Origin of the sequence: Bifidobacterium minimum, assembly GCF_000741645.1 — a bacterium.
GTDB classification, from domain to species: domain Bacteria; phylum Actinomycetota; class Actinomycetes; order Actinomycetales; family Bifidobacteriaceae; genus Bifidobacterium; species Bifidobacterium minimum.
In genome coordinates this window covers 38398-55061 of the sequence record NZ_JGZD01000010.1, presented here as the reverse complement: position 1 = coordinate 55061, position 16664 = coordinate 38398, and the positions used below count along the sequence as shown (strand labels likewise).

11 protein-coding genes, 1 other RNA gene and 4 pseudogenes are annotated in these 16664 nt (G+C 63.4%); 13 read left to right on the top strand and 3 right to left on the bottom strand.

What is annotated here, in order from left to right:
• Window positions 1-286: 286 nt before the first annotated feature.
• From BMIN_RS07155 to BMIN_RS07125, 7 genes are all read left to right on the top strand, one after another.
• Window positions 287-2989 (top strand): DNA translocase FtsK, encoded by a 2703-nt coding sequence (locus BMIN_RS07155; protein WP_420796720.1) that lies wholly within the window; start codon window positions 287-289, stop codon window positions 2987-2989.
• Window positions 2990-3229: 240 nt separating this feature from the next.
• Complete coding sequence (pgsA, locus tag BMIN_RS07150) at window positions 3230-3880, top strand: CDP-diacylglycerol--glycerol-3-phosphate 3-phosphatidyltransferase (protein WP_022861022.1); 651 nt, start codon at window positions 3230-3232, stop codon at window positions 3878-3880.
• 99 nt (window positions 3881-3979) lie between these two features.
• On the top strand, window positions 3980-4519 hold the full coding sequence (locus tag BMIN_RS07145; RefSeq protein WP_026647419.1) for a CinA family protein: 540 nt from the start codon (window positions 3980-3982) through the stop codon (window positions 4517-4519).
• Between the two features lie 65 nt (window positions 4520-4584).
• A complete protein-coding gene (locus BMIN_RS07140; protein WP_022861020.1) occupies window positions 4585-5103 on the top strand; it encodes a helix-turn-helix domain-containing protein in 519 nt (172 codons plus the stop codon).
• A 77-nt stretch (window positions 5104-5180) separates the two neighbouring features.
• Entirely contained in the window at window positions 5181-5420 is a 240-nt protein-coding gene (locus BMIN_RS07135) for a DUF3046 domain-containing protein (protein WP_022861019.1), read from the top strand.
• A 207-nt stretch (window positions 5421-5627) separates the two neighbouring features.
• Entirely contained in the window at window positions 5628-6773 is a 1146-nt protein-coding gene (recA, locus tag BMIN_RS07130; RefSeq protein WP_022861018.1) for a recombinase RecA, read from the top strand.
• Between the two features lie 86 nt (window positions 6774-6859).
• Window positions 6860-7360: a regulatory protein RecX gene (locus BMIN_RS07125; protein WP_051126305.1), complete on the top strand. Its 501-nt coding sequence runs from the start codon at window positions 6860-6862 to the stop codon at window positions 7358-7360.
• A gap of 43 nt (window positions 7361-7403) precedes the next feature.
• Here the strand turns inward: BMIN_RS07125 and rnpB are convergent.
• Window positions 7404-7758: RNase P RNA component class A (rnpB, locus tag BMIN_RS08115), an RNA gene on the bottom strand.
• 187 nt (window positions 7759-7945) lie between these two features.
• On the opposite strand from rnpB, the pseudogene hpf reads away from it, so the two are divergent.
• The 5 genes and pseudogenes from hpf to trpD form a co-directional block, all read left to right on the top strand.
• Window positions 7946-8264: pseudogene (gene hpf, locus BMIN_RS09210) on the top strand (ribosome hibernation-promoting factor, HPF/YfiA family); the annotation flags it as partial.
• 65 nt (window positions 8265-8329) lie between these two features.
• Window positions 8330-8626, top strand: a pseudogene (locus BMIN_RS09205) (sigma 54 modulation/S30EA ribosomal C-terminal domain-containing protein); the annotation flags it as partial.
• A gap of 191 nt (window positions 8627-8817) precedes the next feature.
• Window positions 8818-11382, top strand: a pseudogene (gene secA, locus BMIN_RS07115) (preprotein translocase subunit SecA); the annotation flags it as partial.
• Window positions 11383-11499: 117 nt separating this feature from the next.
• A pseudogene (locus BMIN_RS09275) lies at window positions 11500-11679 on the top strand (SEC-C metal-binding domain-containing protein); the annotation flags it as partial.
• A 373-nt stretch (window positions 11680-12052) separates the two neighbouring features.
• A complete protein-coding gene (trpD, locus tag BMIN_RS07110) occupies window positions 12053-13099 on the top strand; it encodes an anthranilate phosphoribosyltransferase (RefSeq protein WP_022861014.1) in 1047 nt (348 codons plus the stop codon).
• Window positions 13100-13113: 14 nt separating this feature from the next.
• Here the strand turns inward: trpD and BMIN_RS07105 are convergent, their stop codons facing one another.
• Window positions 13114-13644 carry a hypothetical protein gene (locus BMIN_RS07105; RefSeq protein WP_022861013.1) on the bottom strand — a complete coding sequence of 177 codons (531 nt, stop codon included), beginning with the start codon at window positions 13642-13644 and terminating at the stop codon, window positions 13114-13116.
• A 57-nt stretch (window positions 13645-13701) separates the two neighbouring features.
• Between BMIN_RS07105 and BMIN_RS07100 the strand changes: the two genes are divergently transcribed.
• Window positions 13702-14403, top strand: coding sequence for a lysophospholipid acyltransferase family protein (locus tag BMIN_RS07100; RefSeq protein WP_022861012.1), 702 nt, complete (start codon window positions 13702-13704; stop codon window positions 14401-14403).
• Window positions 14404-14429: 26 nt separating this feature from the next.
• Here BMIN_RS07100 and BMIN_RS07095 read toward each other — a convergent pair whose 3' ends face one another.
• Window positions 14430-16634 (bottom strand): Stk1 family PASTA domain-containing Ser/Thr kinase, encoded by a 2205-nt coding sequence (locus BMIN_RS07095; protein WP_022861011.1) that lies wholly within the window; start codon window positions 16632-16634, stop codon window positions 14430-14432.
• Between the last annotated feature and the right edge of the window lie 30 nt (window positions 16635-16664).

Below are 16664 nucleotides of genomic sequence, written 5' to 3'. Positions count from 1 at the left end.
CGTACCGGGCGACCCGCGTGCCGGGACCCGCGTACCGGGCGACCCGCGTACCGGGACCCGCGTACCGGGCGACCCGCGTGCCGGGACCTGCGCACTGATGGAAGGGCCTGACCGTGGTCCACGACGGGCGTCCGGTCGGGGCTCGGTAGTCCCCCTGCGTAGAATCGATTCCGTTATGGCACGACAGACATCTTCCTCGAAAAAAGGGTCATCCTCGACGCGGTCCGATTCGCGTCATGGCGGTGACCGGTCCTCCGACGCCCGGACCGGTGCCGGGCAGGAGCCAATGTGGCGGCGTGCGCTTCTGGCGCTTCCTCGTGCGATCGGGACGCTGGTGAGGTCGGTCAGCGGCGTCGGCGACGAGTTCGACCCCGCCTACCGCCGCGATGGGCTGTGCCTTCTGCTTCTGGTCCTTGCCGTTCTGTTCGTCGCATCCGAATGGTTCCGTGTCAGCGGGGTGCTCGGCCGCCTTCTCCATTCGCTCGCGTCCGGGGCCCTGGGGCTGATGAGCGTGGTGCTGCCGGTTCTTCTCGTCATACTGGCCATCCGGTTGATGCGCCATGCGGGGAAGGGCTCCGAGAATCCACGCGTGATCAGCGGATGGTTCCTGCTTCTGTGGTCCGTGTGCTCCATCATCGACATAGTGGTCCTGTCCGATGCCAAGGGGTTCTCGTTCTCGCAGGTGCAGCGGGCCGGCGGCCTTCTGGGATTCGTTCTGGGATCGCCGCTGTCATGGGGTCTGTCCGGCGTCTTCGCCGTCATCGTATTCGTTCTGGTGGGGCTGTTCTCGCTGCTGATGATCGCCGGCCGGACGATGACGGATGTGGCGGAGGCGATTCGTGGCGTATTCGCGCATGGGGATCGGGCCGCGTCCACGGAGGGGGACGACGGGCAGTTTCCCGACGAGGTGCGGGTGGGCGGGGACGTCATTCCCGTCGCCGCGGGCGTGCCCTCGCATGATGGGAACGGCGGGGATGGGGGAGAGACGTCCGCCCCTGCGCGCCATTCCCGCCTGAAGGCGTGGTGGGGTGCATTTACGCATCGTGACGGGCGCGGCGACGATGACCGCCTTGACCGGTACGCCGGTGACGATGCCTTCGTCTCGCCGACGGGTCCGCGTTCGACGGATCCGCGGGCGGACTCCGACGGTGACACCACGACCATGGAGACCATGCCGTCCCATCCGACACGTCAGGTCGTTTCGTCCGCGGGAACCGGAGGCTGGCAGCCCCCCGTGCGGAGTGTCGGCGAACCCGATGCGGGCGACGATGGCGTGTCGGCGTCTCGGAGCGGACGGGCATCGGCCGGGGACGATCCCTGGGCCATGACGGTACCGGTCGGCACGATGTCCTCCGGCGTCGGGGACGGCTCGGCGGCGGATGCCGGTCGGATGCAGCCCGCCGGCCAGCAGGGCGATGCGGCGCGGTCCGAGGGTGCGCCGGCGGCGCCTCCGATCGGCGGGGATTCCCCGTACCATCTGCCGGATCTCGAGCTTCTCACCCGTGGCAAACCCCATGCGGCACGCACCGCGGCCAATGATGCCGTCATCGCGTCGCTGGTCTCCACCTTCCAGCAGTTCAACGTCGACGCCAGGGTAGTCGGATTCCTTCGGGGCCCTTCGGTCACGCAGTACGAGGTCGAGCTCGGCCCCGGCGTGAAGGTCGAGAAGGTCACCAACCTGCAGCGCAACATCGCCTATGCGGTCGCAAGCTCCGATGTGAGGATCCTGTCGCCCATCCCCGGCAAATCCGCCATCGGCATCGAGATCCCGAACGTGGACAGGGAGATCGTCCATCTGGGTGATGTGCTGAGGTCCGACAAGGCCCTGTCCGACCCCAATCCCATGCTCGCCGGTGTGGGCAAGGACGTCGAGGGGCATTTCGTCACCGCCGATCTGACCAAGATGCCCCATCTTCTCGTCGCCGGCGCGACGGGATCGGGCAAGTCCAGCTTCATCAATTCGATGCTGACGTCGATAATCATGCGTGCCCATCCCGAGCAGGTCCGGCTCATCCTGGTCGATCCCAAGCGGGTCGAGTTGTCCGCGTATGCGGGCATACCGCATCTTCTCACGCCCATCATCACCGATCCCAAGAAGGCCTCCCAGGCTCTTGAGTGGGTCGTCAAGGAGATGGACGCCCGCTACGACGACCTGCAGTTCTTCGGATTCCGCCACGTCAAGGACTTCAATGCCGCCGTCCGTGCGGGGAAGGTCCACGCCCCGGCGGGATCGAACCGCAAGGTTGCTCCCTATCCCTATCTTCTCGTCGTCGTCGATGAGATGGCGGATCTTATGATGGTCGCCAAGAACGACGTCGAGAGCTCCATCCAGCGCATCACCCAGCTTGCCCGGGCGGCGGGGGTCCATCTGGTCCTCGCGACGCAGAGGCCCTCCGTCGATGTGGTCACGGGACTGATCAAGGCGAACATCCCCTCGCGGCTTGCGTTCGCCACCTCATCGGCCACCGATTCGCGGGTCATCCTCGACACGGTCGGCGCCGAGGCCCTGATCGGGCAAGGCGATGCCCTGTTCCTTCCGATGGGTTCGGCCAAGCCCATCCGCGTGCAGGGATCCTGGGTCAGCGAGTCGGAGATACGCAAGGCCGTCGACTTCGTGCGCACTCAGCGCAAGCCCCGCTATCGGGAGGACATCGAGCAGATGGCGAAGGACGAGGATCGCAAGGCCATCGAGCCCGATGAGGACATCGGCGACGATATGGATGTCCTTCTGCAGGCGGCGGAACTCGTGGTGACCACGCAGTTCGGATCCACGTCGATGCTCCAGCGGAAGCTGCGGGTGGGATTCGCGAAGGCGGGGCGTCTGATGGATCTGTTGGAGTCACGCGGCGTGGTCGGGCCATCGGAAGGATCGAAGGCCCGCGAGGTCCTCGTCCAGCCGCAGGATCTGACCCAGGTTCTGGCGTTCATCCGGGGGGAGACGGACGGTCTCACGCCGTCGCCGTCTCCCGCCGAGGCCGAGGAGGATTAGCGCCTTACGTGGTGGGCGTGCGGTTGGTGGGCCTGTGGTTGCTGGGCGTGACGGTGGGCCGCGTGGTAAGGGCCATGTGACGGGCTTAATAGGCCTGCGATGGACCCGTGATCGGCTCCGTGTCGGACGTGGACGGGCTGCGGCGGGGGCACCTGCCCGACTGCGGCGGGGACTCGCGCGGGGGGTCCGCACCGCGGTTCGCGCAACGGCGTTCGGCGCACGCGCGCTATGGTAGATGTCATGCGGAAACGTCAGAACACGGTATCCAGCCTTCTTGATGGGTGGAACAGCCCGCCGAATCTGGTCACCTACACGAGGATCGCTCTGGTCATCGCCTTCGTCGTCATCGATGTCATGGCGGGCCCTTGGGGAGCGAACAGCGTGACGATGAGATGGGTGGCCGCCGTCCTTTTCATCGTGGCCGCGTCGACGGACAAGCTGGACGGGTGGATGGCCCGCACGTACGACCAGGTGACGGAACTGGGCAAGCTGATGGATCCCATCGCCGACAAGCTTCTCATCGGAGCGACCCTGGTGGTGGCCTCGGCGTTCGGCGAGGTGTACTGGTGGGTCACCATCCTCATGCTCGTGCGTGAGATAGGCATCACCGTGATGAGGTTCTTCGTCATCGACACGGGCGGGCGGGTCATCGCGGCGTCCAGGGCCGGGAAGTACAAGACGCTGGCTCAGTGCGTCGGACTGGGGCTGCTTCTGTTCCCGGTATGGTCGCTGAGTCCCTCGTCCGCGGGAACGCCCATGTGGATCAACGTCTATTATGTCGTGACGTTCACGGTCATCTATCTGTCGCTGATCCTGTGCCTCTATTCCGGCGGCCTGTATCTGTATCGCGTGTGGAGGCCCGCGTCGTCGGATGCCGCCACGAAGGCGTGAACGGTTATGGAGACGGGTGGCTTCGCCTCGGATTCCCCGAGTGGTGCCGTCGATCGGAGGGACGACGGGCGCGGATGTGATGGTCTTTCCGTCGAGGACATGGACGCGGCCGGCGTGAGGCTCGCGTCGGAGGTGATGGATCGCTGCCGTGTCGGTGGCGTGCGCGTCGCGGTTGCCGAGTCCCTCACTGGTGGATTGCTGGCGGATGCGTTCGTGAGCGTGCCGGGGGCCTCGAGCGTTTTCCTTGGATCCGCCGTCACATATGACGTCAAGGCCAAGGCATCGCTGCTGCGTGTGGACGCGCGTCTGCTTCGGGATCAGGGAGCGGTCCATCCCGCGGTGGCCGCCCAGATGGCCGAGGGCGTCGCGCGTCTGTTCGATCAGCCGCAGTATGCGGGAAGGGTTCTGGGGCTGTCCACCACGGGTGTGGCGGGTCCGGGCCCTGACGAGAGAGGCAGGGCGGAGGGGCTCGCCTATGTTGGCGTCAGCATTCCCTGCGAAGTGGCCGGTTCCGCGGGGAACCGACGGGGAATGGTGATGGAGATTCGCGCCAGCGGGGGCAGGGAGCGGATTCGCCGCTATGTCGTTGTTGGCCTTCTGCGATATGTGATGCAGCTCACAGGGGGCGGATGGGAATAATCCCACGATTCGACGTGTTGTATATGGCGTACGTAATAACGTGACCAGCAGGAACGGAGTGCGCAATGGAAGCCATGACACGAGAGTCCGAGCGTCGTGATCAGGATGTCGTGAGGGTCGGCGCGGTCGCCGCCACGGCAGCGAGGAAAAGGGATCTCACCCCGGCGCAGCGCAGAGCGGTCATGTTCGCCCAGCAGCAGGTCATCATGGCGCGTGCGGCCAAAAAGGCGAAGGATGATCGTCAGGCGGCGCTCAGCCGTATGTGGCTTGAGGAGGATGCCGAGCATGAGAAGACCGCCCGTGCGTCGGCCCGCCGTCGCGGAGAGGGGGATAGGGCTCTCCACGACGTGTCCCTGAGGGAGGCCATCGGCCATGTCCTGCGGGATCTGAGGACCCGCGACCGCAAAACCCTTCGCGAGGTGAGCGAGAAGGCTGGCGTCTCCCTGGGATATCTGTCCGAGGTCGAGCGTGGGCAGAAGGAGGCGAGCTCCGAGCTGCTCAGTTCCATTTCGGAGGCCTTGGGGGTCAGCACGGCGCAGATGCTGCGCATGGTGGCCCACTATCTGGATTCCCTTGAGGTCTGACCGTTGTCGCCGTACCGCCTCGGTTCATCTCTCCGCGCCTGCGCCGCATATGCGCGCGGCTTGCCTATGATGTTTTTGTGAGAGAACGTGAGTTTTGGCAGCTGATGGATGAGGTTTTCGGTCGTGCGTACGGCCGCAGCCTCGCGCGCGATCTGTGTCTGACTGCGTTGGACGGCGGAACGGTTGTCGAGGCGCTGGCCGACGGCGTCGAGCCGCGCGTCGTCTGGAACGTTCTGTGCGATCAGATGGGCGTCCCCGATTCGCGACGGTGGGGGAAGGATCATAACGCGCCACCCCTTCCCGGTGCTCGCAGATGAGCTTCTGAAGCGTCTCGCGGACCCTGTGTCCGGTCGTTTGGGCGTGGCGGCCTGACTCGCCATTCGAACAGATGTTCGCATGATGGTATATTCTGGGGACGTTGATGGAGCCGTGGCGTTTGACCACCGTGTCGTTGGTCGGTCTCACCCCGAGGGTGCGGGCGTCTAGTGTGATCGTCATCTGGAAGCCGCGAAAAAGGAGAATCGATGGCGCAGCAAACAAAGTCCTCCGGCAAGGCCTCGGCGGGCAGGTCGGATGCCCGTGCATCCGACGCACATGGAATCGATCCAAGGCGCCAGGCGGCGTTGAACACCGCGCTTGAGCAGGTCGAACGCAATTTCGGCAAGGGATCGGCCATGCGTCTGGGGGACAAGCCGGAACAGGACGTCGAGGTCATACCGACGGGATCGCTGGCCTTGGATATGGCCTTGGGAATCGGCGGTCTGCCACGTGGACGGATCGTGGAGATCTATGGACCGGAATCCTCCGGGAAGACGACCCTGGCCCTTCATGTGGTGGCCAACGCCCAGAAGAAGGGCGGTGTGGCCGCCTTCATCGATGCGGAGCACGCGTTGGATCCCGTCTATGCCCGGCATCTTGGGGTGGATACCGACTCCCTTGTGGTCTCGCAGCCGGATAACGGCGAGCAGGCTCTGGAGATCGCGGATATGCTGATCCGCTCCGGGGCGTTGGACGTGATCGTCATTGACTCGGTGGCGGCCCTTGTGCCCAAGGCGGAGATCGAGGGAGAGATGGGCGACAGCCATGTGGGTCTGCAGGCGAGGCTGATGAGTCAGGCCCTGAGGAAGATGACGGGAGCTCTGTCGCAGGCGGGCACGACCGCGATTTTCATCAATCAGCTTCGCGAGAAGATCGGGGTCTTCTTCGGGAACCCCGAGACGACGACCGGCGGCAAGGCGCTGAAGTTCTATTCGTCGGTTCGTCTCGACATCCGAAGGATCCAGACCCTGAAGAACGGCGATGAGGCCGTCGGCAGCCGTACTCGTGTCAAGGTCGTCAAGAACAAGATGGCTCCGCCCTTCAAATCCGCGGAGTTCGACGTTCTCTACGGCGAGGGGATATCGAGGGAGGGGTCAGTCCTCGATATGGCGCTTCAAAGCAATGTCGTCAAGAAGTCCGGATCGTGGTTCACCTATGGAGGGGACCAATTGGGGCAGGGGCGGGAGAACGTCCGTAAATTCCTCAAGGACAACCCCTCCCTCACGGAGGAGATCGAGAAGAAGGTCAAAATCGAGTTTGGACTTCTCCCGTCCCCCGATGGGGAGAATCCCGATTCGTCCGACGGGTCCGCATCCGGCGACGGGTCCGCGGCGGCCTCGTCTGCGGCATGATCGACGCGGAGAGATTCCTGGACGCGTCTTTCGCCGCGTCGTGTTCCGCCATCCATCGCGATGACGGAACACGCCAGGGCGGATGCATGGGGCGCTCCGATGGTCGTGCCGCTTCCAGCCGTCGCGACGGTGATCTCGACGATTGCCGGGAAGCGGCATTGAGGCTTCTGGATGCCGCTCCACGGTCGTCGGGGGCGTTGCGCGATCGTCTCAGGGACAAGGGATACGAGGCGGATGTCATTGATGATGTGGTGACGCGACTGGTCCGAGTCGGGCTTGTTGATGACGTGGAGTACGCCCGCATGCTACTGCGGCACTGCGCCGCCCGCGGCCTTGGCGCGCGTGGGGTGGCCGCGGAGTTCTCGCGTCGCAGGGTCGATCGCGCTCTGGGGGAGAGCCTCATCGACGACGCGCGTGAGAACGGGGTGTTCAGGGAATCGGCGTTGCGAATGGCCAGCGCGGTCGAGTCGCGGACCCGCGGGCTGGATCAGCGTACTCGTCTTCGAAGGCTTTGGGCCGCGGCGGGGCGTAAGGGGCATGATTCCGACGACGTCAGAAGCGCCGTGCTGACGCTTTTCGGGGAATGAGCGGGCGAGCCGAAATGGAACGAGCCGAGCATGGAATGAGTATGGTGCGAGACTTCCATACCCCGGGTTCTGTCACATGTCTCCATGCGGATGGCCATCCATCTCGACCTGACGTTGCCGTCAGGCTCTAGCAGCCTACCCGAAGGCTCGGGCGAGCAGCCCTTGACGCCTTCTGCTTGGCCTTGCTCCCGATGAGGCTTGCCATGCGGCCGTTGTCACCAACGACCCGGTGGTCTCTTACACCGCCGTTTCACCCTTACCATGCCGGAGCATGGCGGTCTGTTCTCTGCTGCGCTGTCTCTCAGGTCACCCTGGGCGGACGTTATCCGCCATCGTGCTCTTTGGAGCCCGGAAGTTCCTCAGCCCCGAAACGGGGCCGCGGCCATCGGAAAGTCTCGCGAAGTTCATCATAACAGCGTTCGGCCCATGTGACTTGATATTCCCCGACCAAGTCCATAATTCGCTGGTGTGGCGCGATAAGGGGAGTGTCGCAATGAGGTCGGCTACAATGGACGTACCAGCGGCAAGGCAGCCGTTGGAGCCCAGATGGCGGCCAATCACCGCCTGATTGTCAAGGAGGTCCACATGGAGATCGTCGTAACCGGACGCCACACGCAGATCAAGCAGAAGTTCCGTGACGTCGTCGAAAGCAAGATGAATCGTGTGACCGCCATAGCGCCTGATGCCCAGCGCGCGCAGGTCGTGCTGACCCACGAGGGGAACCCGCGTCAGGCCGATACCGCGCGGCGGGTGGAGATCACGGTGGTTGCGGGAAGGACCGTCGTCAGAGCGGAGGCGTCCAGCGCCGATGAGCTCAGTGCGCTCGATATGGCGCTTGATAAGCTCACGTTGCGTCTGCGCCGTGCCCGCGACCGGCGTAAGGATCATCGTCGTGGGTATGTTCCGATGCATCAGCTTGAGGGCATGGTCGAGTCGCCCGAAACGGACTCCGATGATGGCGTGGATGGCGAGCCCGTCACTAGTCCGGAGGCCGCGGTCGCGTCGGATCTGGGACCTGGTGAATCCGTCGAGGTTCAGGTGGGGGACACCCCCATCGTCATCAGGCGCAAGCTTCACATCGCCGAGCCCATGAGCATCGATGAGGCGCTTTACGAGATGGAGCTGATCGGCCATGATTTCTTCCTGTTCGTGAACAAGGCCACCGGGCGGCCATCGGTTGTGTACCACCGCCACGGATGGAGCTACGGCGTGTTCGAAATCGACACGCCCGAGAATATGGCGCAGATCAAGGAATCCGGCAAGTAGCGGACATCGCGAGGGGCCCATGCGGAGGTTCGTGTGGGCCCCTCACCGTGCTCGGCCCGTGCCCCGAGTCGCGGTATCGCATAACGCGGGGTGTTATCGGCGTATTCGCGTACACTTAGTCGAGGTTTGTGCCCGGGTGCATGGTTTTCGGGATATGCTCGTTGATGACATAAGAACGAGGGAGCAGGAACGTGGTGGATATCGTCGACAAAGCCCTACGCATGGGCGAAGGTCACCAGATCAAGAAGCTTGAGGCCGTGGCCAAGGCCGTGAACGCGTTGGAGGACGAGATCTCCTCGCTCAGCGACGATGAGCTCAAGTCCCAGACGGACAAGTTCCGTCAGCGTCTTGAGAATGGCGAGGAGCTGGACAAGATCATGCCGGAGGCCTTCGCCACCGTGCGTGAGGTGTCCAAAAGAACCCTCGGCCAGCGTCATTTCGATGTTCAGCTGATGGGCGGCGCGGCCCTTCACTGGGGGAACATCGCCGAGATGAAAACCGGCGAAGGCAAAACCCTCGTCGCCACTCTCCCCAGCTACCTGAACGCGCTTGAGGGCAAGGGCGTCCATGTCGTCACGGTGAACGACTACCTCGCCAGCTACCAGAGCGAGCTCATGGGACGCATCTTCCGCTTTCTGGGGATGAGCGTCGGCTGCATCATCACCAACCAGAAGCCGGCCGAGCGGCGCAAGCAGTATGAGGCCGACATCACCTACGGCACCAACAACGAGTTCGGATTCGATTATCTGCGTGACAACATGGCCTGGGACAAAAGCGATCTCGTCCAGCGCGGCCATCATTTCGCGATCGTCGACGAGGTTGATTCGATTCTCATCGATGAGGCCCGTACCCCGTTGATCATCTCCGGACCGGCCGAGGGGGACGTCACCCGCTGGTACCGTCAGTTCGCCCGATTGGTTACCAAGCTTTCGCGCGACGAGGACTACGAGGTCGACGAGAAGAAGAAGACCGTGGGCATCCTTGACCCCGGAATCACCAAGGTCGAGGATTTTCTGGGCATCGACAATCTCTATGAGCCCAATAACACCGCGTTGATCGGATACCTCAACAACGCCATCAAGGCCAAGGAGCTGTTCCTCAGGGACCGCGATTATGTGGTGACCAAGGGCGAGGTGCTTATCGTCGACGAGCACACGGGCCGCATCCTTCCGGGCAGGCGCTACAACGAGGGTCTTCATCAGGCTATCGAGGCCAAGGAGGGTGTTGAGGTCAAGGCCGAGAACCAGACCTTCGCCACCATCACCCTGCAGAACTACTTCCGCATGTATGACAAGTTGGCGGGCATGACGGGAACCGCCGAGACCGAGGCGGCGGAGTTCATGGGGACGTACAAGCTCGGCGTCCTGCCCATCCCCACGAACAAGCCGATGATCCGTGAGGATAAGGACGATCTGATATTCCGCACGAAGAAGGAGAAACTGACGGCCATCATCAAGGACGTCGCCAAGCGCCATTCGGCGGGGCAGCCGGTTCTTCTCGGAACCGCCAGCGTCGAAAGCTCGGAGGTCGTCTCCTCGCTGCTGGATGTGGCCAACATTCCCCATCAGGTCCTCAACGCGAAGCACCATGCCCAGGAAGCCGCCGTGGTGGCGGTCGCCGGACGCAAGGGCGCGGTGACCGTCGCCACCAATATGGCCGGGCGAGGAACCGATATCATGCTCGGAGGGAACGTCGAGTTCCTGGCCGATCAGAAGCTCAAGGCCGAAGGGTATTCGCCCGAGGACACCCCGGAGGAATACGAGAAGCGCTGGCCGGGCACGTTGGCCGAGGCGAAGCTGCAGGCCAAGGATGAGCATGAGGAGGTCGTCGATCTGGGCGGTCTGTACGTTCTGGGAACAGAGCGTCATGAGTCGCGGCGTATCGACAATCAGCTGCGCGGACGTTCGGGGCGTCAGGGCGATCCAGGCGAGTCGCGCTTCTACCTGAGCCTTGAGGACGACCTCATGCGCCTGTTCAACACGCAGCTCGTCGCACGAGTCATGTCCAAGGGCCTTCCCGAGGGTGAGCCGATCGAGTCGAAAAGCGTGTCAAGGGGAGTGCGCAACGCGCAGAAGGCCGTGGAGTCGCGGAACTTCGAGATCCGTAAGAACGTTCTCAAGTACGACGACGTCATGAACAAGCAGCGCAAGGTCGTCTATGCCGAACGACAGGCCGTCCTCAAGGGGGCGGACATCCATGACGATGTGCTGAGGTTCATCGACGATACCGTCTCCAGCTATATCCGTGGCGCCATGAAGGGTAAGGACAAGCCGAAGGACTGGGATTGGAAGGGTCTGTTCACGGCGCTCGAATCGGTGTTCCCCATCAGCGTCGATCCCGATGAGACCCGAGAGGCCGTCGTGGGGCTCAAGCGCTCCAATGCCGAGGAGGAACTAAGGCGCATCATCGTCGAGGACGCCAGGAACCAGTACTCGCAGATGGAGGACGAGGTTCCCGAGGAGGCCATACGGCAGCTTGAGAGGCGCGTTGTTCTGGCGGTGCTGGATCGTAAGTGGCGTGAGCATCTTTACGAGATGGATTATCTCAAGGATGGGATCGGCCTGCGCGGCATGGGTCAGCGCGATCCTCTCGTCGAATACCAGCGTGAGGGATATCAGATGTACAACTCCATGATCGAGGCGATCAAGGAGGAGACCGTCCAGCTTCTGTTCCACGTCGACATCCAGCAGGTGGCGGCCAATGAAGATGAAAGCTCCGAGCAGGACGAGGACGTGGCCGTCGAGCAGGCCGAAACCGATATGGGGATTCCTTCCGCGCATGACGTGGACTCCGATCGGAAGATTGAGGCGTCGGCGGACGACGCCGATTCCGAGAATTCGGACGATGGGTCCGAACGCCCTGAAGGGCTGACAGGTCCGCAGCCGCTCAGCCATGCGGATGCCGAGGTTCCCGTCTCCAAAAGGCCGAAGAGCGAGGAGACACACTCGCCGTGGGCCGATGGCCGGACGTTCCCCGGGACGTCCAAGAACGCGCCCTGCCCTTGCGGGTCGGGCAGGAAGTACAAGATGTGCCATGGACAGAACGAACACTGATCCTTTCACCGTCCGGACGTGAATCCGGGCCGTTTCGGATCGTCGGCGTCGGGGACTGGGCGTGACGGGTACGGATGCTCCGGCGTCCGTACCCGCTTTCGTATCACCGTCTTTCCGTCTTTTCCATGTTCTCTCTGCGTGGGGATCGACGGCCGCATGAGGCCGCATCGCAGGACGGCGCCTTGTCCGGTTTCCGGTCTTCGGTTTCCGGCTCGTGGCTTCGGCCCCCGTGGTTTCCGAGCACAGGACGACAAGGCCGACAAGAATGTGGACACGCGCGTCCACAAGGCGATTGCGGTCACTAGAATGCGGCATGAGCATCATCATGCTTCGCATCGAAACACGTTGCCCAAGCGCGCCCTAGGGAGGGAACATGGCCGAGATCACATGGAAGTCGATCCTCAGCAGACTCATCACCGGAAACCATCTCAGCGCCGAGGAGTCCGAGTGGTTCGTGAACGATCTGATGGACGGCAACGCTGATCCGGCCGCTGTGGGTGCCGTCCTCGCGACGCAGCAGCAGCTGGGACTGACCAGCGAGGAGGTTTTCGGAGCGGCCAAGGCCATGGTCGCCCACGCCGTCCCGCTCCACGTATCGGGTGAGACGACCGATATCGTCGGAACCGGTGGGGATGGCGCCTCGACGGTGAATCTGTCGACCATGGCCTCGGTTGTCGCGGCATCGACGGGAGTGATCGTCGTCAAGCATGGGAACCGCGCGGCATCCAGCAAATGCGGTGCGGCCGATTGTCTGGAGGCCCTGGGCCTTCCCCTCGACCTTGATCCGGATCGCGTCGGGCGCATCGCCGATGAGGTCGGAATCACGTTCGCCTTCGCGAAGACGTTCCATCCGGCCATGCGCTTTGTCGGCCCCGTGCGGTCGGCGTTGGGGATACCGTGCGTGTTCAACGTTCTTGGGCCGTTGACCAATCCCGCGAACCCCGATCATGTCGCCATCGGCTGCGCCGACAGGCGTCTGAGCCCCATTATGGCCGAGGTGTACGCGCGGCGCGGACAGACCGGAATGGTCTATACGTCCTCCGAGGGACTTGACGAGATGGCGCCCACGGGTCCCGTCTCGATATGGGAGATCCGGGATGGCAGGGTCACCGAAACGGAGTTCGATCCGGCTTCCGAGCTGGGACTGGATAGGGTCAGCGTCGAGGATCTTCGTGGTGGGGAGCCGGCGTACAACGCGCAGCGAATGAGGGATTTCCTCGCGGGGGAGGACGTTCCCTTCAGAACGACGGCATTGCTGAACGCGGCGTCGGCGATCGTCGCCGACGGACACGGTCTGTCCGACCCATCGGCGTCACTTTCCGAAAGATTCGCCCAGGCCTATCGCCGCGCCGAAGAGGCGGTTGATTCCTCACGCGCGGCCAAGCTGCTCGATCATTGGATCGCCGTCGCGAATTCCTGAATTCCGGCGGTTCCTCACACTCGCGCGCCGTCATCCCCATGCCGGCGTCCGGGAGCGTGGGGGCGGTGCGCCCCGATAAGTCCCGCGGCTCCGATGACGGCCGCGACCCCGCCGATGGTCGCGAGCGATCCGGTCAAAGCGGGGAGAAACACCGAGGCGACCACGGCCGTCACTCCGACGACGAACAGAAGCGCGAAAACGGCGACGCTTGCCGTGGGATGCCCATGATGCGGGTCAGGCGGGATGAAATCATCATCCGGAGCGTCCAGAATGCTGGAATGGGTGAAATCCCGCGGTCCATGTGATGGAATGTCATCGGTGAAGGCGCCGTTGTCGAGGTCATCGACGGATATGAGGGCCTTCTTCCGCTGTCTTTCGATGTGGCGCTCGAATCTTTTGGCGCTACGCGACGCGGCCACGTCACGAAGCTCGTCGGCATGCTCGCGTTCAAACTCGCTCCAATCCGCATCAGAGGACGATCCGCTCCCGTTGGCGTCTGAATGCGGGTCCGGGGCGGAGCCGTTGGTATCCTTGAAGTCGGTCATACCCCTCACTCTAATGGTGCGGGATGTCAAGTGTGGAACAGACAGGGAGGGCACCGAGTGCTCTATTGGTTTTTCGTTCATGTGTTGGGGCCGTTGGCGCGGCATCGGATGCATCCGACGGCGCAGGGCGTGGACAACATTCCGGCCACGGGGGGCGGGATCATCGCGGCGAACCATCTTGCCGTCATCGATGACGCTCTTCTTCCGCTGACGTGCCCGCGGATGATCCATTTCATGGGCAAGGCCGAATACTTCGAGGGCAGGGGCATCAAAGGGCGGTTCATCGCCTGGTGGTTCTCGTCCGTCGGGGTCTTCCCCGTCGACCGCTCCGGAGGATCGAAATCATTGGGGGCTCTTCGGCACGCACGGACGATCATCGAGGAGGGGCACCTTTTCGGAATCCACATCGAGGGAACCCGAAGCCCCGACGGACGTTTGTACCGGGGACATACGGGTGTGGCGCGTCTGGCGTACGAGACAGGTTGCCCCGTCATTCCGGCGGCCATCATCGGCAGCCGGGACATACAGAAGCCGGGCCAGACCATTCCCTCGAAGGGGCGGACGACGGTGGTCTATGGCAGGCCCATCAGAGTCGCCAGACTTTCCGCCGATGAGGTGAGCCATGAGGAACTGCGTGAGCTGACCGATCGCATCGTGGCGGAAATCGGCAGGATGAGCGGTCAGGAGTATGTCGACGAGTATGCCCAGACGGTCAAGAAGAGGCTGGCGGCCTCGAAGGCGGCGACGACCCGGGCGTAGATCACAGCACGGCGGTCACAGCACGGTCACACCACGGTCAAGGTGACCACGGTCGCCTTGCCGTCGGTGTCGCGTAGTCTCGTGGCGCCCTTCGCGCTCTGCTGCTGGACCAGGCCGAGGATGTTCAGTCCCTGGGTCTTGACGCTGAAGCCGAGGCCTTCGAGGGTGTTCGTCGCATCGGAGGCGGATTTGCCCACAAGCGAGGGGATGACGGCCGTCTCCGGGCCCTTCGAGACGACGGCCTCAACCGAGTCGCCCCAGTGGAGTTCAACCCCGGCCGCCTGGGACGTCGAGATGATGACGCCCTTTTTGACGCTGTCGCTGTACTCCTTGGTGTAGGTGACGGTGAGTTTGGCATCGTCGAACTCGGACTGCGCCTGATCCTGCGTCTTTCCCACAACGTCGGGCATGTTCACGGGCATCGGGCCCTTCGAGAGAATCACCGTGACGGGATCCGAGTGCTTGACGGTCTCGCCCGGATCAAGACTGATGCTCACGACCGCTCCCTTGGGGACGGTCGTGGACCAGGAGTCCCCGTCATCATGGTGCGTGATGTTCGTGAATCCCGCCTTCTTCAGCGCGGCGAGGGGATCCTTTCCGTTGGCCGTCGTCGTGTCGAGGATGTCCTTCGGAACGGTGGAGAGCCTGACGCCCTTGGACACCACGACCGATAGCGTGTCTCCGCCGCGCCGGTTCAGATGAGCGCCGACGGTGGCGGGGGACGTTGAGATGATGCGTCCCTCGGAAACGTCGTCGCTGAACTTCCGCGTGACGGAATAGGGGATTCCCGCGACCTTGATCGATTTCTCATAGGACGCCCATGAGACGTCCCTAATGGTGCATTCACGGTTCTGCACGCAGGAAAGGCCTGCTGGCTGGGGGATGGTCCAGTAGCTTCCGGGACCCTGCAGATACCACCATGCGGCGGTTCCCCCCGCGATGGCGAGAAGCGCCGAGGCGATGACGACCGTGATGATGATGGGATGGCGGAGAACGGCGCGTACGCGTGCGCCCATGGGGGATGCGGTCCGGGGCTCCTCCCGTGGCGGGTCGTCATCCGTTATGGACGCCAGGGACATGGGATCGTCCGGTGATTCCACAACGATCGTCGCCTGCTGGCCCGACGCGTCCGGCGACTGTTCCGGTGCCGGTGCGACGGGTACGGTCGGATTGCTCCCCGTGGGATGGATCGTGGACTGGACCGCGGACGTCACCGATGGGACATCGTTGGAATGAACGTCCGGCGGCGTGGGAGGGCCTCCCTGTGCGGTCTCCTCCGTCATGTCCGCCATGTCGACCGGCCGTGGTTTGAGGATGGCGCCATCGGCGTCGCCGTCGGACGACTGGTCGGGGGCAAGGCGGTAGTTCCACGCGTCGGAGGGTAGTCGCGGAATCAGCTCGCGTATGAGGGAGAACGCCTCGACCGCGTCACGGGCGCGTTTCTGCGGATCACGTGCGGTCAGATGGCCGATGAACTCCGCGATGGCGGGGTGAATGCCGTCGCACGCGGTGGTGATGGACGGCACATCCTCATGGACATGGCGGAACACGAGCGTGACGGGGTTGTCGGAGATGAAGGGAAGACGTCCGGCGAGCATCTCCCAGGTCATCATCCCCACGGAATAGAGATCCCCCTGCGTGGTGGAGATGTTGCTTTCGATGAGTTCCGGCGCCAGATACGAAGCCGTGCCCAGAAGCATGCCCGTGGACGAGAGCGTGGATTGCGATGCGGCCTTCGCCAGACCGAAATCCGTGATCTGCACACGCCCGCGGTCGTTGATGAGGATGTTCTCCGGTTTGATGTCCCGGTGGACGACCCCCGCCTGATGCGCGGACGCGAGGCCATCCAGCGTTTCGACGAGGATGCGTATCGCCGACCGGACGTCGAAGGTCACGCGCCGTGACATCTCCTCCCGGAGATTCACGCCGTGGACGTATTCCATGACGAGGTATTCGCGGTCGTCGTACTCGCCGGTGTCATAGACCTGGACGATGTGCGGATTGGCTATCGACGCGGCGGATTTGGCCTCGCGATGGAATCTTTCGACGAACTGATCGCGATGAGGACCATTCGCCAGTTGGGCATGCATCACCTTGATGGCCACATTCCGGTCGAGGCGTTGGTCGAGCGCGAGGAACACGGTGGCCATGCCCCCCGACGCGATGCGCCGGACGATCCGGTACCGCCCCTCGATGACGGTCCCCTCCGCCTGTGTGATGGAATCGCCCATGGTGCCCTGTCGACCCCCCGTGACGTGAAT